Below are 19,803 nucleotides of genomic sequence, written 5' to 3' on the forward strand. Positions count from 1 at the left end.
CTCAGCGATCGGGCGTTACCGGCGCGGGTTCGGCATCAACATCCGCCTTGACGTCGGCTTCGAACAGATGCATCAGGTCTGCGCGTGCATCGCGCGAGGTCTGGATCACCTTGGCTTCGTCGTCATAGACCAGGTGCTGGCGATGCAGCAACTCTTCGTCGTGCTGGCGGAACCGTTTGACGTGCTCCTTGGCAACCGCTTCGCCCAGGCCGAGCGAGGTCAGCACGCGTTCGCTCAGCTCCAGGCTGGAGGCGAATACCTCGCGGAACGGCTCTGCGCCCAGGTCCATCAATTTCCAGGCGTGCTGGCGGTTGCGTGCACGCGCCAGCACCGTGGCCTGCGGGTACAGGCGGCGGATCAACCGTACCGCCTTGATGTTGGTTTCCGGGTCGTCCACCGCGATCACGAACACCTTGATGCGGTCGGCGCCGGCGGCGCGCAGCAGTTCCGGGCGTGTGGGGTCGCCGTAGTACAACTGGCTGCCGAAGCGGCGCAAATCCTCCACGGTGTCCGGATTGTGTTCCAGCGCCACGAACGGCACATGCCGCGCGGTGAGCAGACGCGCGACGACCTGACCGAAGCGGCCCATGCCGGCGACCAGCACCTTGGGCGTTTGCGCATCGATGGTGTCGAACGGGCGGTCGGACTTGGGTGCATGCAGCCGCAGCGGCCCGTTGAGGATGCGCTGCATGCCGAGCAGCAACAGCGGCGTCAGCGCCATCGAGACACCGACAATGGCCACCAGGCGGTCGTGGTTGGCGCGCTCCAGCAAGCCGACGCGATCGGCCTCGTTGAACACCACAAAGGCGAATTCGCCGCCCAGCCACAACACGCTGCCCAGCATCAGGCTGCTGCGCAGCGGCAGCTTGGCCACCGTGCCGATCCCGACCAGCAGCGAGAACTTCACCACCAGCAGGATCGCCACGCCGCTGGCGATCAGCCACGGCTCGGCGACCACCCGGTTCAGATCGATGCCCATGCCGACCGAGATGAAAAACAGTCCCAGCAGCAACCCTTCGAACGGCTCGATCTGCGATTCGAGCTCGTGGCGGAATTCCGAATCGGCCAGCAGCACACCGGCCAGAAACGCGCCCAGGCTGGCGCTCAATCCGGCTTCCTGCATGATCCAGGCGGTGCCCAGCACCACCAGCAAGGCGCTGGCGGTGAACACTTCCGGCATGCGCGTGCGCGCCACCATGTTGAACAGATAGCGCAGCACGAAGCGCCCGCACAGGATCACCAGCGCCAATGCGGCGACCGCCTTGGCCACGTCCGGCCATGCCAGCGTGGCGTTCTTGCTGCCACCGAGCAGCGGAATGGCCGCCAGCAATGGAATGGCGATCAGATCCTGAAACAGCAAAATGGCGAACGCCAGGCGCCCGTAATCGCTGCCCAGCGCCTTGCGCTCGGCCAGCAGCTGCAGGCCCACCGCGGTGGACGACAACGCCAGCGCCACGCCGACGATCAACGCGCTCTTCCAGCCCAGATTGCCGAGCATCAGCAGGCCGCCCAGGATCAGCGTGGTCACCACCACCTGGGTGGCGCCGGCGCCGAACACCGAATGCCGCATCACTTTCAAACGCGACGGCGACAGTTCCAGGCCGATCACGAACAGCAGCATCACCACACCGATTTCGGCTGCGCCGCTGATGCGTTCGGCATCCTGCACTACGCCCACGCCGTCGGGCCCGAGCACCACACCGGCGACCAGATAGGCCAACACCGCGCCCAGCCCGAAGCGCTTGAACACCGGCACCGCCACGATGGCGGCCAGCATCAGCACCAGAGCCAGTTCCAGACCGCCGCTATGCATGCGCACTCTCCGTTGAGGTGCGCATTATGCCGCGCACTGCGGCTGACCAGCTGGCACCGACGTGCCGGAGTCGCCGGCAATGCGCAGCGGCCACGCGTTTCCGGTAGCCGGTTTGCTGTTTCCGATCAGCGCCTCGGTAGCAGCGTGTCTGGAGCCCAGCGTGGCCCTCGGCAGCGCTGGCCGGCAAGCGTGTTCAAGGCCGCGACCAGCGCGCCGTTGTCGCAACCACCGCACGCATCTGCGCCGTCGGCCCACGCTCGCTGCCATCTCGATGAGACGCACCCTCCTGCGCATGCTGCGCATCGGCAAGATCGGCGGATTGCACGCTCGCTTAAACGTGCCTCGTGCGAGCCATTGACCAAGCCGGCTCAGGCGCGCAGACTGCGCCCCGCCGCCGCCCGGATCACCGGTCGGTACGCACTTCTCGGAGCCTTACTCATGTCCAGCGACAGTCACCCTAGACCCGGGTCGATGACCCAGCTGGCGCGCGCCTGAGGCTTTGGGTTCGCCGGCTGTCATCGACGACGGTCGTCACCAGGCGAACCCCATGTACAACGAAACCCTGCGCCTTGCCCAAGGCGTCAATGCCTTGATCGCACCCATCGCCGATTTCAACACGGCCGATGCGGTGGAATACCTCAACACCCTCGACCGCGACGAGGCCGCACAGGTGCTGGCCGCGCTGCCGCAACCGCGTGCGGTGAAACTGCTCGAACAACCCGAGCTGCACGATGCCAGCGCATTGGTGGCGCAACTGCCGGCCGAACAGGCCGCCTCCTTGCTCGGGCAGATGGCCGACGACCGCGCCACCGACATCTTCCACGGCCTGGACGCCGACCAGCGCGCGCCGCTGCTGTGGCTGCTCAGTGCCGAGGCGCGGCTGTCGATTCAGGCCTTGATGCGTTACCCGCCCAACACCGCCGGCGCGCTGATGACCACCGAGTTCGTGGCGGTGCCGGCCGACTGGACGGTGGGCCGCACCTTGCAACACATCCGCGAGGTGGAGCGCAGCCGCGAGACGGTGTATGCGATCTATCTGCTGGACCCGCATACCCGCGTGCTGACCCAGGTGGTCACCATGCGCCGATTGATCACCGGCGCAGACGACGCACCGATCCTGGAGGTGGCGCAGGTCAATCCGCCGGTCACGGTGGACCCGGCGCTGGATCAGGAGGAAGTCGCCCGGCTGATCCGTCGCCACGACCTGCTGGCCATTCCGGTGGTGGATGCGCACGGGCATGTGCTGGGCATCGTCACCGTGGACGATGTGCTGGATGCGTTGATCGCCGAATCCACCGAGGACGTGCACAAGTTCGGCGGCATGGAAGCACTCGACAAGCCCTACATGCAGATCGGCTTTGGCCAGATGATCAAGAAGCGCGCCGGCTGGTTGAGTGTGCTGTTTCTCGGCGAAATGCTCACCGCCAGCGCGATGCAGCACTTCGAGGACGAGCTGTCCAAGGCGGTGGTGCTGACCTTGTTCATCCCGTTGATCATGAGCTCGGGCGGCAACTCAGGTTCGCAGGCCACCTCGCTGCTGATCCGCTCGTTGGCCTTGCGCGAAATCCGCCTGGGCGACTGGTGGAAGGTGGCCCTGCGCGAGCTACCCACCGGCCTCACCCTGGGCACCATCCTGGGCCTGCTGGCGATCGTGCGCATCACCATCTGGCAGACCGCCGGCCTGTACGACTATGGCCCGCACTGGCAGATGGTGGCGCTGACCATCGGCGCGGCGCTGATCGGCATCGTCACCTTCGGTTCGCTGTCCGGCTCGATGCTGCCGTTCGTGCTTCAACGCTTCGGCTTCGACCCGGCCAGCGCGTCGGCTCCGTTCGTGGCCACCTTGGTGGATGTCACCGGCTTGGTGATCTATTTCAGCATCGCTGCCGCGATTCTCAGCGGCACGTTGTTGTAGCGCGGAGAGGCGATGGCCAGGCCGTTATTGCCTGGTCCACTCCGCATCGCTGCACGGTAGGCCGTGCAGCGATGCGGGGCGGCGAGCGCCGGTCAGAAGTTCACGTACAACGTGGCACGCAGGTTGCGGCCGGGTTCGCTGTAGCGGCCGATGCCGTCGTCGGTGGCATAGCCGTACAGATAGAAATCGCCACGGGTGACGTTGCGGATGCGCGCCCATTGCGAATAGCGCTCGTCGAACAGGTTGTACACGCCCAGATTGACGCGCACATGCCCGTTGAAGCGATAGCTGCCGAATAGATCGACCACGCTGTAGGCGTCGCTGAGGAACGGTTCGGCCGGGGCGCCGAAGATATCGTTCTCCACATTGACGTCCTTGGCCTTCTTGGCCAGCGCATGGGTGATGTTGGCAGTGATGCGCAGGCGCTCGTCCAGACCCTGCCAGCTCAGGCCGAGCACGCCGCGATCCGGATTGATGCTGTCCAGCGGGCGGCCGTCTTCCAGCTCGCCCTGGTTGTGGGTCCATGCCGCGCGCAGCAGCCAGGCGTCGCCAAGCTTGAACTGCGCATCCAGTTCCACGCCCTTGACCTCGACCTGGCCGACATTGAGCAGCGTGGTGTAAGCGTAGCCGTTGCGCGTGGTGCACACGCCGCGGGTACAGGTCTGGTAGAGCGTGCCGGCGTTGGCGGTGACGGTCTCGCTCTGGATGAAGTCGTCGTAGCGGTCGCGGAACACCGACAGGCCCACGCGCGCCCACTCGCTCTCCCAGCGCCAGCCCAGTTCCAGGTTGAGGCTGCGCTCTGCTTCGAGCGCGGGATTGGCGGCCACGGTGGGCACGTTGACGGTGTTGCCGGTCGCAACTTCAGTCAGCGCGGTGATGCTGGTGGGGGCGTACATCTCGGCGGTGGTCGGCGCCCGGAAGCCGCGCCCGGCCTGGAACCACAGCGTCTGCTGCGGGGTGACGGCGTAGCTGACGCCGGCCTGCCAGGTGGGCGAGGCGAAGGTCACCTCGCGCACCGTGCCGGTGACATCGGTGAAGGTGGACGACAGCGTCGGCGCGTAGCGGTAATGGTCGTAGCGCGCACCCAGGGTCAGCTGCAGGCGGTCGTCGAGCAGGCCGATGCGGTCGCGCAGGTACACGCTCCAGCTGTCAGCATCGGTCCTGGGCACCTGCGCCGGGTCGATGGTGGCGGTGTCCAGCGTGCCGGCGTTGTTCCAGCGGTAGTCGATCGCGCTGAAGTCGATGCTGCGGCGCTGCCAGGCGGCGCCATACAGCAGTGATTGCGACCAGCCGTTGCCATGCAGCAGCTTGTCGAAGTCGACCGCGAGGCGGTCCAGGGTCTGCTCGGTGTCACGATCCTCGGCACGGCGGCAGGGCAACGCCACCGTGCAGCGGGTGGTGGCGGCCGTGGCCGGGGTGCTCGAGCTGCCGCTCTGGGTGAGGATGCGGGTGGTGCCGCGGCTTTCGGTCTGCTGGCGGTCCAGCTGCGCTTCGAGCGTGTCGAACAGCGCGTTGTTCGCGTTCCAGATGTAGCGCAGGCCGTAGCGGTCACGGTCGTTGCTGTCCTCGCCGATGCGTTCGGCGTAGCTGGGCGCGCTGACGCGGCTCAGGTTGTCGACCCGGTTCTGCGAGCGGTTGCGTTCGTAGACCACGCCGAAGCGGTGCTGCGCGTTGGGCACCACGTCGAGCTTGGCCAGCACGTTGTCGCTTTCGCTGTCGATCGGGTCGGGCGTGCGCCGCGCGCTGCCGGTGTCGATCTCGGTGCTGGAGTACCAGCCCTCCGACTCGTGGCCCTCGCGGCGGGTATAGGTCAGCATCGATTCGACGATGCCGGTGCGGTTGGCCACGGTGATATTGCCGAGCAGTTGGTCGTTGTGGCCGGTGTAGCCGGTCTTCAGGCCGACATAGCTGTCGTTGCCCTGCGCCTTGAGGTAGTCGTAGGGATCCTTGGTGGTGAACACCACCGCGCCGCCGAGCGCGCCGCTGCCGGCACTGATGGAGTCGGCGCCCTTGACGATGTCCACGCTCTTGAGCGAATCCACATCCACGCCGCCGCGGCCTGCGCGGAAGAACTCGTAGTCGCGCGCGGTCTCCACGCCTTCGGCCATCGACAGGCCATCGATGGTCATCGCCACGCGGTCGCCTTCCAGGCCGCGGATGTTGAAGCCGTTTTCGCCGAAGCGGCCCATGTCGGCGATGCTCACGCCGGGGATGTAGCGCACCAGGTCTTCCATGCTCTCGGCCTGTTCCTGCTGCAACTGCGCGGTGTCGAGGGTGGTGACATTCTGGTTGCTGGAGGCGCGCTTGTCGCGTGCGGCCTTCACTTCCACCGGGTCGAAGGTGGTGGCGTCGGCGGGCGCCTGTTCGGCATGCAGCGGGAAGGCCAGGCCGGCGGCGATCGCCAGGGCCAGCAGGGTCGGTGTCGAGGTCATCGTGGAGTCCACAGTCAGGAAGGAGGAATGAGCGCCGGAGGGCGCGGACCTGGCTGTGGGCGGCAGGGAACGGCCGCGTGGCTGGGTAGGGCCCGCCAGTGGCGGGCCGGGCGCTGCGGGCAGCGAAGCCCGCGGCAGGAAAGTCAGTCGGCGCGCGCCGGCGTGGCGGCCGGCGCAGTTGCGGTTACAGGAGCAGGCAACGCGGCGTCGCTGGCATCGACCACGCCGTCGTGATTGCGGTCGACGCGGGCGAAGGTGCGCAGGCCGGAGGCCTGGTATTCGGCGAAGCTCATGCGCTGGTTCTTGTCGGTGTCGAGCACGGTGAAGCGCACATGCACCTGGTGGTCGTCGGCCAGTTCGAGCGCGGTGAGGCGGCGGTTGAGGCGGTCCTCGAATTCGACTCTGTACTCGTCCAGCGAAAGCGCACCGTTGTGGTCGCTATCGGCGCCGGCAAACTGCGCTTTGCGCAGGTCTGCGTATTCCGCCTCGCCCACCTTGCCGTCGCCGTTCTCGTCGTACAGCGCGAGAAAGCCCTCGGCCGAGCCGCTGTCGGGCATGCCGGGGCGGCCGCCATCGCGGTCGAAGGCGGCCGTTGTGTCGCCCGATGCAGCCTTGGCAGCGGCCGACACGGCTGCCTGTCCGCGCGCCCAGTCCTGCGCACCGGCCGCGTCGAATTCGGCACGCGACACCTGCCCGTTGCCATCGGCATCCAGTGCCGCAAAGCGGGTCTTGCCTTGTGCGGCCTGTGCGCTGCGTTCCTGCTCCAGCGCACGCTGGCGGCGCTCGCGAAACTCACCCACGTATTCGTCCTCGTCGACCGTGCCGTCGTGATTGCGGTCGGTGGCATCGAAGCGGCTGCGGCGGAAGCTCGCAAAATCGGCGGCGGTGATGCGGCCGTCGCGGTTGTCGTCATGCTGGGTGATGAAGGCCTGCACGTTGTTGCCGTGGCCGCCGAGCAGCGGGCGCGGCGCGGATTGGGCGAGTGCGGTAGCAGGAAGCAGCAGCGCGCACAGGCACGCGCCGGCCAGGGAGCCAGTGTTCATGGATTGCCTCTTGATGGGAAAAACGGTGTCGGGCCGTGGCGTTGGCTGGGCCTGCAGGGGGAGTGCGATGCCGGGCGAATGCGCCGCGCCGGTGTGCGAGACGCCGGTGGAGATGCGCAACCGCCGCAGCGGTTGCACGGCGCTATTGTTCGAGCACCTGAAACGTCAGCGTGGTGCTGTTGCTGTACTCGCGCACCGGGGCGTCGGCCGGAGCCGGGGTGCGGTGGCGGGTCAGCGCCAGCCAGGTGCCGGCGCGGTCCAGCTTCAAGGTTGCGCGGCCGGCCGCGTCGGTGGTCACGCTGATCAACGTCGGCTTGCGATCGGAGGTCCACACCGCCTCGCTGATGTCCACGGTCTGCTTGGCCAGCGGCACGCCGTCGTATTGCACCGTGAAGACGAAGCTCTCGCCGACATACAGGTCGTTGGGATGCGTCACCGGCACCAGTTCCAGACCCTGATTGCGCGGCGCCAGCGCGCTGCGATCGGGTTTGCCGACGCTCAGATAGGTCTGGGCCAGGGTGCGCGACTGGAAGCTGGCAATCAGCGTGGCGCCCTTGGGCATGGCCACTTTCGGGTCGCGCACGGTCTCGCGCTTGCCGTCCAGTTCCCAGGTGCGGAACTGCGCGCCCACGCGCAGGCCGGTGCTGACCCGGTAGGTGCCGGGCTGCTTGCCCAGGCTGTGTTCGACGACGGTGCGGGTGTCGAGCGCCTGCACACGCGCCGGTTCGACGTCGCGGCCATCGGGCCCGGTGATGCTGAAGCGGCTCTGGTCGAAGGCCGCTTCCGGGACGAAGAAAGTCTCGGCAAAGGCCGCGTCCAGGGTCACCGTCTGACCGGGCTGGGGAGCGAAGGTGTTGGGTGCCAGATAAGGCGTGTGCGCAGAGGCGGAGGCGGCAAGCAGCAGCGCCGACAAGGTCAGCAGTTTCATGGGGGGCCCTGTTCCGAATGAGTCGCTGGCGGCATGGGCGCGGGGCGGCGCTGAAAGCTGGCTGACCACGCAATATTAACGAAAATGCGAATCGTTCACAACAAGTGTGTGGACGCCGTTGCTGTCCTGCAGCCCTCGGGTCGATGACGTCGGCTTGGGCCGACGTGTACCGTGTCCGCTTCCCCCGTCGTCGTCGTCGCCATGAGCACCTATCACCTGCAGCAGGTCTTTCGTCCCACCACCGTGGCGGTGGTGGGCGGCAGTCCGCGCGATCGTTCGGCCGGACGGGCGGTGGTGCGCAACCTGCGCGCGGCCGGGTTTCCCGGGCAGATCGGCTGGGTGAGCCCGCGCTATACCGAGATCGACGGCGTGCGCACGGTGGCGCGGCTGACCGATCTGCCCTGGGTGCCGGACCTGGTGGTGATCACCGCGCCGGCGCGCATCGTGCCGCGCATCGTCTCGATTGCCGCACGGCGCGGTGTTGCCGCGGCGATCATCCTGACTGCAGGTCTCGGCAGCGGCCCCGGCTCGCCGGCCGCGCGGATGGAAGCGGCCGCGCGCGCCAAGGGCATGCGCATCCTCGGCCCGCACTGCCTGGGCGTGATCGCCCCGCATGCGCGGCTCAATGCCAGTATCGCCGCGCATTGCCCGCAGGCCGGCGACCTGGCATTGATTTCCGAATCCAGCGCGATTGCCGCCGCGCTGGTGGAATGGGGCGTGGCGCGCTCGGTCGGGTTCTCGGCGGTGGTGTCGCTGGGCGATACGCTGGATGTGGATTTCGGCGACCTGCTCGACTACTTCGCCACCGACTACCGTACCCGCGCGATCCTGCTGTATGTCGAACGCATCGGCGATGCGCGCAAGTTCATGTCGGCCGCACGCGCCGCCGCGCGCGCCAAACCGGTGGTGGTGGTCAAGTCGGGCCGCCAGTTCCGCATCAATCCCAATGCCGATACGCATGCGCAGGCGCTGGCCGGCTCGGATGCGGTGTATGGCGCCGCATTCGCGCGTGCCGGCCTGTTGCGGGTGGGCGCGCTGGACGAGCTGTTCGCCGCCGCCGAAACGCTGGGCCGGCTCGGCAGTTTTCCCGGCCGGCGGCTGGCCATCCTCAGCAATGGCGGCGGGGTGGGGCAGCTGGCGGTGGACCAGCTGGTGCTGCGCGGCGGCACGTTGGCGGAGTTGTCGGCCAAGACGCTGGAGCGGCTGGATCAATCGCTGCCCGAAGGCTGGTCGCGCAGCAATCCGGTCGACATCATCGTCGACGCCGACGGGCCGCGGTATGCCGCGGCGATCGAAGCCTTGCTGGACGATCCGGAGAACGACGCGCTGTTGGTGGTCAACGTGCCCACCGCGTTCACCTCCTCGGCCGACGCGGCCAAGGCGTTGACCCGCGCGCTGGACCAGCGCGACCGCTATCAGCGCGAAAAGCCGGTCTTCGCGGTATGGCTGGGCCAGGACGATGCGGCGATCGCTGCGCTCAATGCGGCGCGCGTGCCCACCTACGCGACCGAGTCGGACGCGGTGCGCGGCTTCACCCACCTGGTGCGCTACCGCGAGGCGCAGGCGGCGTTGATGGAAACCCCGCCCAGCCTGCCGGAAGACTTCGTGGTGGATGCGGCCATCGCCCGTACCGTGGTCGATGAGGCATTGGCGGCCGGTCGGCGCTGGCTGGACCCGGTCGCCACCAACCGCCTGCTGGCCGCCTACGGCATCCCGATCGTGCCGCTGCAGGTGGCCGCCACCGCCAACGACGCCGCATTGCTGGCCGACCCGCTGCTGGCTGTCGGCCGCACGGTGACCTTGAAGGTGTTGTCCAACGACATCGCGCACAAGTCCGATGTCGACGGCGTGCGCCTGAATCTGTCCAGCGTGGCGGCGGTGCGCGAAGCGGCGGCCGGCATCCTGGCGCGCGCGCGCGCCGCACTGCCGAACGCGGTCATCGAAGGGGTGATCGTGCAGCCCACCGTGCTGCGGCCCAAGGCGCGCGAACTGATCGCCGGGATCGCCGACGACCCGGTGTTCGGCCCGGCGATCGTGTTCGGCCGTGGCGGCACCGCGGTGGAAGTGATCAACGATCGCGAACTGGCCTTGCCGCCGCTGGACCTGCGCCTGGCCCATGAATTGATCGGCCGCACGCGCGTTTCGCGCATCCTCAAGGCCTATCGCGACGTGCCGGCCGCCGACGAGCGCGCGGTGGCGCTGGTGCTGGTCAAACTGGCGCAGCTGGCCGCCGACATCCCCGAAATCACCGAGCTGGATATCAACCCGTTGCTGGCCGACCGCGATGGCGTGATCGCGCTGGACGCGCGCGTGGCGGTGGCGCCGGCGCGCAAGCTGCACAAGGGCCGCGGCCATCCGCGCTTTGCGATCTTTCCGTATCCGAAGGAATGGGAGCGCCAGATCGCGCTCGGCGACGGCACCCATGCGCTGGTGCGCCCGGTCCGACCGGAAGACGATGCGCTGTTCCGCGCGTTCTTCGCGCGGGTCACCGACGAAGACCTGCGGTTGCGTTTCTTCCAGTCGGTCAAGCATTTCAGCCATGAGTTCATCGCGCGGCTGACCCAGCTCGATTACGCGCGCTCGATCGCGCTGGTGGCCATCGACCCCAAGAGCGGCGACATGCTCGGCGCGGTGCGCCTGCACGCCGACGCCGACTACGAGGGAGGCGAGTACGGCATCCTGATCCGCTCCGACCTCAAGGGCCATGGCATCGGCTGGCAGCTGATGCGCATCATGATCGAGTACGCGCGCTGGCTGGGCCTCAAACAGATCGAAGGCCAGGTGCTGCGCGAGAACCGCACCATGCTGGCGATGTGCCAGAGCCTGGGCTTCGGGGTACGCCCGGATCCGGACGATGCGACCCTGATGGCGGTGACACTCCCTATAATGGGCGAGCCGCGCCCGGCCTGACGTTGCGTCACGCCGCGGTCCCCCATCCTCCACCGCACGCCGGATCTGCCGGGCCTTGCCCTAGCCCGTTGCTCCGGCTGTCGTCTCGGCCCGCCTGGGAGTGTCAATGTTTCGCGATTTCAGAATGTCGTTCTTGGTTACAGCCGTCTGCCTGGGCGTTGCTGCCTGGTGGGGCCACACCACCTCGATGGGCCTGTGGCAGGCGCTGTGGCTATGCCTGGTGCTGAGCGTGCTGGAAGTGTCGTTGTCGTTCGACAACGCAGTGGTCAACGCCGGTGTGCTCAAGCACATGAACGCGTTCTGGCAAAAATTGTTCCTGACCGTGGGCATCCTGATCGCGGTGTTCGGCATGCGCCTGGTGTTCCCGATCGTGATCGTGTCGGTGGCCACCGGCATGGGCCTGGTGCCGGTGATGCAGATGGCGCTGAAGGAGCCGGACCGCTACAGCCAGGTGCTGACCGACAACTACCCGTCCATCGCCGCCTTCGGTGGCATGTTCCTGTTGCTGGTGTTCCTGAACTTCCTGTTCGATCAGGAGCGCAAGCTGCACTGGCTCGGGCCGGTGGAGCGGCTGGTCGGCAAGCTGGGCAAGGCCGATGCGATGTCGGTGATCGTGGCGGTGACGGTCCTGCTGTGCACCAAGCTGTTCCTGCCCGAGGCGATCTTCCAGAGCGTGCTGTTCGCTGGCCTGGGCGGCATCCTGCTATACCTGCTGGTCGGCAGCGTGGATGCCTTGTTCGAGTCCGAAGAGAGCGAAGACGGCATGGGCCCGGCCAAGCGCTCGGGCATTGCCGCGTTCCTGTATCTGGAAGTGCTGGACGCTTCGTTCTCGTTCGACGGGGTGATCGGTGCGTTCGCGATCACCCGCGATGTGGTCATCATCATGCTGGGCCTGGCGATCGGCGCGATGTTCGTGCGCTCGATGACGGTCTACCTGGTGCACAAGGGCACGCTGGACGAGTTCGTGTTCCTGGAGCACGGCGCGCATTACGCCATCGGCGTGCTGGCGATCATCATGCTGGTCGGCACCGTGTACCACGTACCGGAAGTGCTGACCGGCCTGATCGGGGTGGCCTTCATCGCCGCCTCAGTGTGGTCCTCGATCCGCTACCGCAAGCGCCACCATATCGGCCCGACCGAGATCTGAGGCCGCGCATGGGCTGCGCACAAGGCGTCACGTAGTTCATTTGAGAGGGGCTGACAAAGCGCCTTCTTGGCCAATGCATGGCGTGTCCCGCGAGCGGCGAGGGCACCGCGCACTCGACGCACCGAGCTGTTGATCCAAGCACCCGATCGCAACCGAACAACCTCCACCGTTACAGGTCTAGGTTGCTTTGTGCGTTGTGTATTGAGGGTTTGGAAAGTGCGAATGGATCAGCGGCAGAGCGGTCGATCTGGCGCCTGGTTGCAGGGCCCTTGTCCGCCCACCGTCGCGGGACACGCCGTGAATCCGTCCATGGAGGCTCTTACGCGGCATCCATGCCGCGTAAGGTCCCGCGACGGTGGGCGGGCAAGGACCAGTCGAGATGGTCGGTGCGCATGGAAGAGCAGTGCTGGATGCGCCCTGTTCGATCATGACGTATCGGCTCCATGTCTGAGAGGCGCCGCACTACAGACAGCTTTTTAAACGAGCGCCGACCAACTGTCTGGTGCGGTGTCCTCGCCGGTTGCGGGACCGTGTGGCGGCATGGATGCCGCCACCGAGCCCCCAGGGACGGGTTCACGGCGTGTCCCGCGAGCGGCGAGGGCACCGCGCACTCGACCTAGATTCGGCAGTGGCGAGTTCCTCCCGTCGCTGGGTCAGACCAGGCGCGCCAAGCGTGCGGTGCCGTTAGCGGCAGTCGCGGCAACTGTGACCGGCTTCAGCATCGATCCGTGTCGCAGCCAGCCCAACCGGACCCAACTGGTCAGCAAAAATACCGGTTTAGGGCTTGACTGCGCAGTCCACTTGGACGGGTTCGCAGCCTTCCGCCGACCGTTCGTCAGACAGTGCTTTGTGCTGTAAGGGTTTTCGGGATTTTCCTACATTTGGTGTTGACCCCTCCGGGTGACCCCACTATCTTGGGGGAGTCGGTGGTTGGTCGCCCCAAGGCGACCGGACCAGCGGGAGCATGATTTGCAGCTGGTTGCCAATCAAACGCCTCTCCGCGGCGGCAGCAACGAACGATCACGGCCATCTGGGCGTCGCCTGGAGCAGGCGGCGTGGTCTCGTTGCGCCGCTGTTGTTTCGCCACCGACCACCGCGCGACAGCACACCGCGCGGTGGCGGCCGTGGAATCTCCGGTAGGGAGATGGCTGGTGAAGGCGATGCCGCCGCAGACCGTGGGTCTTGCGTGCTGGTCGTCGCGCACCGCCATCGCTGTCCAGGGAGAAACCGGATCCGGTCGCAGCCCGTCCCCAGCCGGGTTCGTGTGCCTACGCATGGAGGACGCATGACCACCAACGACACCCTTGCCGCGATCGCCGCCGGTACCTTAGCCACCACCTCCAGCGTTCCGGCCAGTGTCAGCACGCCTGGTCACGGCGCGCTTGAATCGACCGACCCGTCGGATGTTGTGCCGCCCCCCCGCCAAGCCATTGCAATGCACGCACAGACCATCGAAGAACAAACCGTCTCCACCTGGATCACCAAGGAAGCCGGCAACCGCAAGATTCCGTTCGAACCGGAGCGCCTGGAGCGCGCCATCGACCAGATCCATGCCGAATTCCCGCAGCTGGACGTGGCCGACTACAAGCGTTCGGTGTTCGGCTTCGTCGATCGCAAGGACAGCGTCAACGCCGACGACCTGGTCGACCATCTGATCCGCGAGGCCGAGGCCCGCGTCGATCTGACCACCCCGGAGTGGGAGCACTTTGCTGCGCGTCTGTACCTGCGCCGCCTGTACAAGCGCGCCAGCCGCAACCGTTTCTACGACGCCAGTCAGAAGTACGGCTCGTTCGTCGGCCTGCAGGAGAGCCTGGCCGACCGCAATGTCTATTCCAACGACATCCTGCGCCGCTACTCCAAGGACGAACTGATCGAAGCCGGCAAGATGATCGAACCGGAGCGCGACAAGCTGTTCGCCTACAACGGCCTGTACCTGCTGGCCACGCGTTACCTGGCCACCGACAACTCGCGCGGCGTGTTCGAGCTGCCGCAGGAGCGTTGGCTGACGATTGCGCTGTACCTGATGCAGGACGAGATCGGCAACGGCAAGGGCAGCCGCGAGCGCCGCATGCAGCTGGTCGGCGAGGCCTACTGGGCGCTGTCCAATCTGTACATGACCGTGGCCACCCCGACCCTGGCCAATGCCGGCAAGGTCGGCGGCCAGCTGTCGAGCTGCTTCATCGACACCGTCGACGACAGCCTGCAGGGCATCTACGACTCCAATACCGACGTGGCGCGCGTGTCCAAGCACGGCGGCGGCGTCGGCGCGTACCTGGGCTATGTGCGTTCGTCCGGCTCGGCGATCCGCGGCGTGTCCAATTCCTCCGGCGGCGTGGTGCCGTGGATCAAGCAGCTCAACAACACCGCGGTGTCGGTGGATCAGCTGGGCCAGCGCAAGGGCGCCATCGCGGTCTATCTGGACATCTTCCACCGCGACATCGAGGCGTTCCTGGATCTGCGCCTGAACAACGGCGACCAGCGTCTGCGCGCGCATGACGTGTTCACCTCGGTGTGCATCCCCGACCTGTTCATGGAAGCGGTCGAGCGTCGCGGCGACTGGTATCTGTTCGATCCGCACGAAGTGAAGCGGATCAAGGGCTGGTACCTGCAGGACTTCTACGACGAGAAGAAGGGCGATGCCAATAGCAGCTTCCGTCGCAAGTACGAGGAAGTGGTTGCCGACGAGCGCATCACCCGCAAGACCGTCAAGGCGATCGAGATCTTCAAGCGGATCATGGTCAGCCAGCTGGAAACCGGCAACCCGTTCATGTTCTATCGCGACGAAGTCAATCGCAAGAACCCGAACAAGCACGAGGGCATGGTCTATTCGTCCAACCTGTGCACCGAGATCCTGCAGAACATGAGCCCGACGCGGATGATGCAGGAGATCATCAGCGGCAATCAGATCGTCACCACCAAGAAGGCCGGCGACTTCGTCGTGTGCAACCTGTCCTCGATCAACCTGGGCCGCGCGATCATCGCGCAGGACGACCAGGCCGATCTGCTGGGCGCCGACGTGCTGGAGCGGCTGATCCCGATCCAGGTGCGCATGCTCGACAACGTGATCGATCTGAACCAGCTGCCGGTGCCGCAGGCCACCATCACCAACCAGAAGTACCGCGCGATCGGTCTTGGCACCTTCGGCTGGCACCATCTGCTGGCGCAGAAGTCCATCCACTGGAATGCCAAGGAAGCCGAGGACTACAGCGACGAGCTGTACGAGCGCATCAACTATCTGACCGTCCAGGCGAGCATGGAGCTGGCCAAGGAAAAGGGCACCTACAGCGTGTTCCGCGGCAGCGACTGGCACACCGGCGAGTACTTCCGTGCGCGCGATTACAACAGCCCGCAGTGGCTGGAGCTGTCGGCGCAGGTGGCGGTCAATGGCGTTCGCAATGCCTGGATGCTGGCGGTTGCGCCGAACATGAGCACCGCGCAGATCGCCGGTTCCACCGCCTCGATCGACCCGATCTACAGCGCGTTCTATTACGAAGAGAAGAAGGACTTCCGTCGTCCGGTCGCCGCGCCCGGCCTGTCGCTGGAAACCTGGCCGTACTACGAAAAGGGCGCCTACAAGGTCGACCAGTTCGCCAGCGTGCGCCAGAACGCGCGTCGCCAGCGCCACGTCGACCAGTCGATCAGCTTCAACTTCTACGTGCCCAGCACCATCCGCGCGAGCACGCTGCTGGACCTGCATATGACGGCCTGGCGCGAAGGCTTGAAGACCACGTACTACGTGCGCTCCAACGACATCGACATCAGCGAATGCGAGTGGTGCAGTAGCTAAGCGCATTCGCGCTTCGCTTCCACGGTTCGCGTTGCGAACCGTGGACCCTGCTTCATCAGCTCCCACACCCCGCGCCTTCGGCGCGCCCCCTGACTCAGGGGGCTTTCCTCCAGAACGATTGCTGCCGTCGTCCCTGCTGCACGCGTGCGACGCCTGAAACACGAGTAGAGACCCATGTCCGCAACACCGCTTGAACGCATCAAGATCCTGGAGCCGCGTCATCCGAACCGCTCCACCGCCATCATCAATGGCGAAACCTCCGGCATCCTCAACTGGAACGACATCCCGTACCCGTCCTTCTATCGGGCCTACAAGGAGCTGTCGACCAACTTCTGGATCCCCGACGAGGTGGACATGAAGGGCGACGCGCGCCAGTACAACGAGCTGTCGGCGCGCGAAAAGAACGCCTACGATTCGATCATCGGTTTGCTGGCCACGCTGGATTCGCCGCAGACGCGCTTCATCTACAACGTTGCCGAATACATCACCGACCCGGCCGCGCATGCCAATGCCGCGATCATCGGCCAGCAGGAAGTGATCCATAACGAGAGCTACAGCTACGTGCTGGCCTCGATCACCGGCCTGGCCGACCAGAACCGCGTGTTCGAGCTTGCCCGCACGCACCCGACCATCATCAAGCGCAACGCGCCGATCATGGGCGCCTACGACGACTTCCTGCGCGACAAGACGGCCGAAACGCTGATCCGCGCGTTGATCCAGTCCTCGATCCTGGAAGGCATCAACTTCTATTCCGGCTTTGCGTATTTCTACAATCTGGTCCGCCAGAACCGCATGACCGGCACCGGCAAGATCATCAGCTTCATCAACCGCGACGAGCTGGCCCACTCCAAGTTCATCAGCGAGCTGATTCGCGCCATCATCGGCGAGAACCAGGCATTGCAGGGCGATCAGCTTACCGATTACGTGCACAAGGCCTTCGAGCACGCGATCGACCTGGAAACGGTGTGGACGGCCGAAGTGCTGGACGGCATCGACGGCATCGACGTGGACGAGATGATCCGCTACGTGAAGTACCGCGCCAACAAGATGGCCGGCATGCTCGGCATCGAGAAGCTGTACGAAGGCGCCAACGACAACGTGATGCCGTGGATCAAGGCCTACGCCGACAACTTCACCGAGACCAAGACCGACTTCTTCGAGATGCGTAATGCCAGCTACAAGAAGACCAACTCGGATAACGGCTTCGACGATCTGTAACCGATAAAATCTGTGCACGCGCACAGTAGAGGCGATAGGCCATGTTATCAACAGAGTTAAGCCTACTCGAGAACGAGCCGCAGCCTTGGTCTCGCGAAGTGATCGAGGAGGCTTACTTTAAAAATTTCGTGAGAACGCCAGAAGTTATTGATGAAACTGCAGGTGGTCAATTGTGGCGCTCGCTTAATGATCTACAGGACACCATATGGATCTTTCAGCAGTCCGCCACGGAACTATTCGATGAGATAAGCGTTTTTGCGGATCGAAGTAGGGATGCTGCTTTTTGGCAGCAAGCGAACTCCAACCAAGCGGATAGCCACACGAGAGTGGTGAAAAAGTGCATTTTTAACTGCACGTCTTCTCTAATGGCTCTTGTCGATCACGCGCGTTCTTTCCAAGAAAAATATCCGGTTAATGGCTACTTTGATAAAGCGGAAGAAGTGTTCCCTAGCGATGGTCTTCACGCATTTCTTCAGAGATTTCGGAACTACAACACGCACTGGCGAGTTGCGGAAGCTAACTGGAACATCAATCATAATTTTGAGGCCAGAGCACGCGAAGTGCGATTTGTCATAACGAAGAAAGAGCTACTCAGATGGACTGGTTGGAATGCCAGATCTCAAGAGTACATAGCGAAATCTTCTGACCCAATTGATGTTCGCCATATTTTTTCTGAGTATCGAAAGTGCGTCCATACGTTTTATTCCTGGCATTGGGGTGAGGTCCTCTCTCAATACGCGGACACGTATCAGCCCTACCTTGAGTACAAGCGGATCCTTAGCGGAATTCGAAAGAAAATACTTTGGAACATGCTCCTCTCACGCGCGCCAAAGAATGCCAATCCTTACGCATATATTGGCAGATACCTTCCTAAAGAGCAGGTTGAGAGACTTTTGGCGTTGAAGAGCCGAAGTGAGGCACAGGTTGATGCATTGATTGAAATGCTAGATATGCATGAGTTCTGCAGCCAGGAGCTGAGGGCGAAGGCGATCTCCATATTCCAAGGCTCAGAGTCTTGTCCCACGCCAACTTCGGACTGCTGATGTTGCATCGACGTTTCTTTTGAGTTGACTCCATGCGCATTCTCCTCGCCCACACATCGCTCAGCGGGAACACACGCGATGTCGCGCGCGCGATCTGCGCGCGCTGCGAAGAGCTGGGCCATGCGGTGACCTGGATCGATGCCGACATCCAGACGTTGGCGCAGGCGTGCCCGGGCGGCGCGGAGCGCGATCTCTATATCCTCGGCAGCTGGAGCATCAACGCCGGGCGCACGCCGCCGGAGATGAGACGCTTCATCGAGGAGCTCGTCACCGCGGTCGGCAAGCCGGAGCGCCTGGCGGTGTTCGGCACCGGCGAGACGCAGTGGGGCGAGGAGAATTACTGTGGCGCGGCGCGGCGCATCGCCGCGTTCTTCGGTACGCGCTACCCGCGGCTGGAGATCGAACAGATGCCCCACGGCGAACGCGACGCCACTAAGATCCAGCGCTGGACCGATCATATTCTTGCCTGTACAGAGACATCCCCCCATGCAAACTTTCCACGCCTCCACGCCTGACGACTACGTTGCCGCCCTGGCCGCGCATCCGCGCTTGCTGGTCGATTACTACAAAGACAATTGCCCGGGCTGCAAGATGCTCGACATGTCGCTGACCAAGTTCGCCGCGAGCGAGGACGCCGCCGGCATCGCACTTCTCAAGGTGAAACTGGAAGTGGTTGGCGAAGACTTCTTCCGCGATCTGGGCTTGCGGCAGACGCCGACCCTGGCGTTGTTCAAGGACGGCGCCGAGGTGGCACGCCTGCCCGGCTTCCAGTCGCCGGCGCAGGTGGAAACCGCGGTCAAGAGCAACCTCTGAGTCGTCGATAGCTCTCTCGTAGGAGCGGCCCCGGCCGCGACTGCCTTCCCGATAAAACATATCGCGCGCAAGGCAGTTCGCGGGCATGCGCCACGCAGGATGCCCGCCATCGGCAGATGCAGTTGAGCCGGCAGCATTTCCTCCAACGCGTGTCTGCGCCGGCGTCGGCACGACGGACAGCGATACAGCAGCGGCGCTGCGTTCCGGCGGACGCCGCTGCGGCTTGAAGGCATCTCCGGCGCGCGCCCGGCTGCTGCAATCGCTTCGGCACGCAGTGGCCGCACATCCCCCTCTTTGGAAACCCGCATGTCAGACAGCCCGCAGACGCCTCCCCCGATCGAAGTCCGCATGGCAGAGATCGTGTTCCCCAACCACACCAACCACATGGGCACGCTGTTTGGCGGCCAGGCACTGGCGTGGATGGACAAGGCCGCGTTTCTGGCAGCCTCGCGCTATGCGCGGCGTGCGGTTGTAACCGCGCGTTCGGATCAGGTGGATTTCAAACTGCCGATCCGCCAGGGTCAGATGGTGGAAACCATCGCGCGCGTGGTGTCGGTGGGGCGCAGTTCGATCAAGGTGGAAGTGGAACTGATCGCCGAGGATCTGCTCAGCGGCGCACGCGAGCTGTGCACGCGCGGCCACTTCGTGATGATCGCGCTCGGCGACGACGGCAAGCCGACCACGGTGACGCCGTTGCCTGCACCGCAGGACTGAACCGCTTGCGGTAGGCGGCAGTGGTGCACACGGTAGACTC

The 19,803-nt window shown here is 65.0% G+C and carries 13 protein-coding genes; 9 read left to right on the forward strand and 4 right to left on the reverse strand.

All coding sequences use genetic code 11. The features are described 5' to 3' along the window. Position 1: 1 nt before the first annotated feature. Positions 2 to 1,813: a monovalent cation:proton antiporter-2 (CPA2) family protein gene (locus NYR97_RS09975; RefSeq protein ID WP_316697774.1), complete on the reverse strand. Its 1,812-nt coding sequence runs from the start codon at positions 1,811 to 1,813 to the stop codon at positions 2 to 4. A 547-nt stretch (positions 1,814 to 2,360) separates the two neighbouring features. Between NYR97_RS09975 and mgtE the strand changes: the two genes are divergently transcribed. Then, entirely contained in the window at positions 2,361 to 3,728 is a 1,368-nt protein-coding gene (gene mgtE, locus NYR97_RS09980) for a magnesium transporter (RefSeq protein ID WP_316697776.1), read from the forward strand. Positions 3,729 to 3,820: 92 nt separating this feature from the next. Here the strand turns inward: mgtE and NYR97_RS09985 are convergent, their stop codons facing one another. From NYR97_RS09985 to NYR97_RS09995, 3 genes are all read right to left on the reverse strand, one after another. Further along, positions 3,821 to 6,160, reverse strand: coding sequence for a TonB-dependent hemoglobin/transferrin/lactoferrin family receptor (locus NYR97_RS09985; RefSeq protein ID WP_316697777.1), 2,340 nt, complete (start codon positions 6,158 to 6,160; stop codon positions 3,821 to 3,823). A 143-nt stretch (positions 6,161 to 6,303) separates the two neighbouring features. After that, positions 6,304 to 7,203, reverse strand: coding sequence for an EF-hand domain-containing protein (locus NYR97_RS09990; RefSeq protein ID WP_316697778.1), 900 nt, complete (start codon positions 7,201 to 7,203; stop codon positions 6,304 to 6,306). A 142-nt stretch (positions 7,204 to 7,345) separates the two neighbouring features. Further along, positions 7,346 to 8,131, reverse strand: coding sequence for a DUF4198 domain-containing protein (locus NYR97_RS09995; protein ID WP_316697780.1), 786 nt, complete (start codon positions 8,129 to 8,131; stop codon positions 7,346 to 7,348). A gap of 201 nt (positions 8,132 to 8,332) precedes the next feature. Here NYR97_RS09995 and NYR97_RS10000 point away from each other — a divergent pair, with 201 nt between their 5' ends. The 8 genes from NYR97_RS10000 to NYR97_RS10035 all read left to right on the forward strand — a co-directional run bounded on the left by NYR97_RS10000 (position 8,333) and on the right by NYR97_RS10035 (position 19,763). Beyond that, complete coding sequence (locus NYR97_RS10000; protein WP_316698156.1) at positions 8,333 to 11,041, forward strand: bifunctional acetate--CoA ligase family protein/GNAT family N-acetyltransferase; 2,709 nt, start codon at positions 8,333 to 8,335, stop codon at positions 11,039 to 11,041. Between the two features lie 106 nt (positions 11,042 to 11,147). Further along, positions 11,148 to 12,188 carry a DUF475 domain-containing protein gene (locus tag NYR97_RS10005; RefSeq protein WP_205392878.1) on the forward strand — a complete coding sequence of 347 codons (1,041 nt, stop codon included), beginning with the start codon at positions 11,148 to 11,150 and terminating at the stop codon, positions 12,186 to 12,188. A gap of 1,285 nt (positions 12,189 to 13,473) precedes the next feature. After that, on the forward strand, positions 13,474 to 15,975 hold the full coding sequence (locus NYR97_RS10010) for a ribonucleoside-diphosphate reductase subunit alpha (protein ID WP_316697782.1): 2,502 nt from the start codon (positions 13,474 to 13,476) through the stop codon (positions 15,973 to 15,975). Positions 15,976 to 16,149: 174 nt separating this feature from the next. Beyond that, complete coding sequence (locus NYR97_RS10015) at positions 16,150 to 17,193, forward strand: ribonucleotide-diphosphate reductase subunit beta (protein ID WP_210762450.1); 1,044 nt, start codon at positions 16,150 to 16,152, stop codon at positions 17,191 to 17,193. A gap of 41 nt (positions 17,194 to 17,234) precedes the next feature. Further along, positions 17,235 to 18,236: a hypothetical protein gene (locus NYR97_RS10020; protein ID WP_316697783.1), complete on the forward strand. Its 1,002-nt coding sequence runs from the start codon at positions 17,235 to 17,237 to the stop codon at positions 18,234 to 18,236. 32 nt (positions 18,237 to 18,268) lie between these two features. After that, positions 18,269 to 18,751: a flavodoxin gene (locus NYR97_RS10025; protein ID WP_316697784.1), complete on the forward strand. Its 483-nt coding sequence runs from the start codon at positions 18,269 to 18,271 to the stop codon at positions 18,749 to 18,751. Continuing rightward, positions 18,723 to 19,049 (forward strand): thioredoxin family protein, encoded by a 327-nt coding sequence (locus NYR97_RS10030; RefSeq protein WP_316697785.1) that lies wholly within the window; start codon positions 18,723 to 18,725, stop codon positions 19,047 to 19,049. Before NYR97_RS10025 ends, NYR97_RS10030 begins: the two co-directional genes overlap by 29 nt. Positions 19,050 to 19,355: 306 nt before the next feature. Next, positions 19,356 to 19,763: an acyl-CoA thioesterase gene (locus NYR97_RS10035; RefSeq protein ID WP_316697786.1), complete on the forward strand. Its 408-nt coding sequence runs from the start codon at positions 19,356 to 19,358 to the stop codon at positions 19,761 to 19,763. Positions 19,764 to 19,803: the final 40 nt, after the last annotated feature.

The sequence above is a fragment of the Xanthomonas hydrangeae genome, assembly GCF_032697525.1.
Lineage (GTDB): Bacteria > Pseudomonadota > Gammaproteobacteria > Xanthomonadales > Xanthomonadaceae > Xanthomonas > Xanthomonas hydrangeae.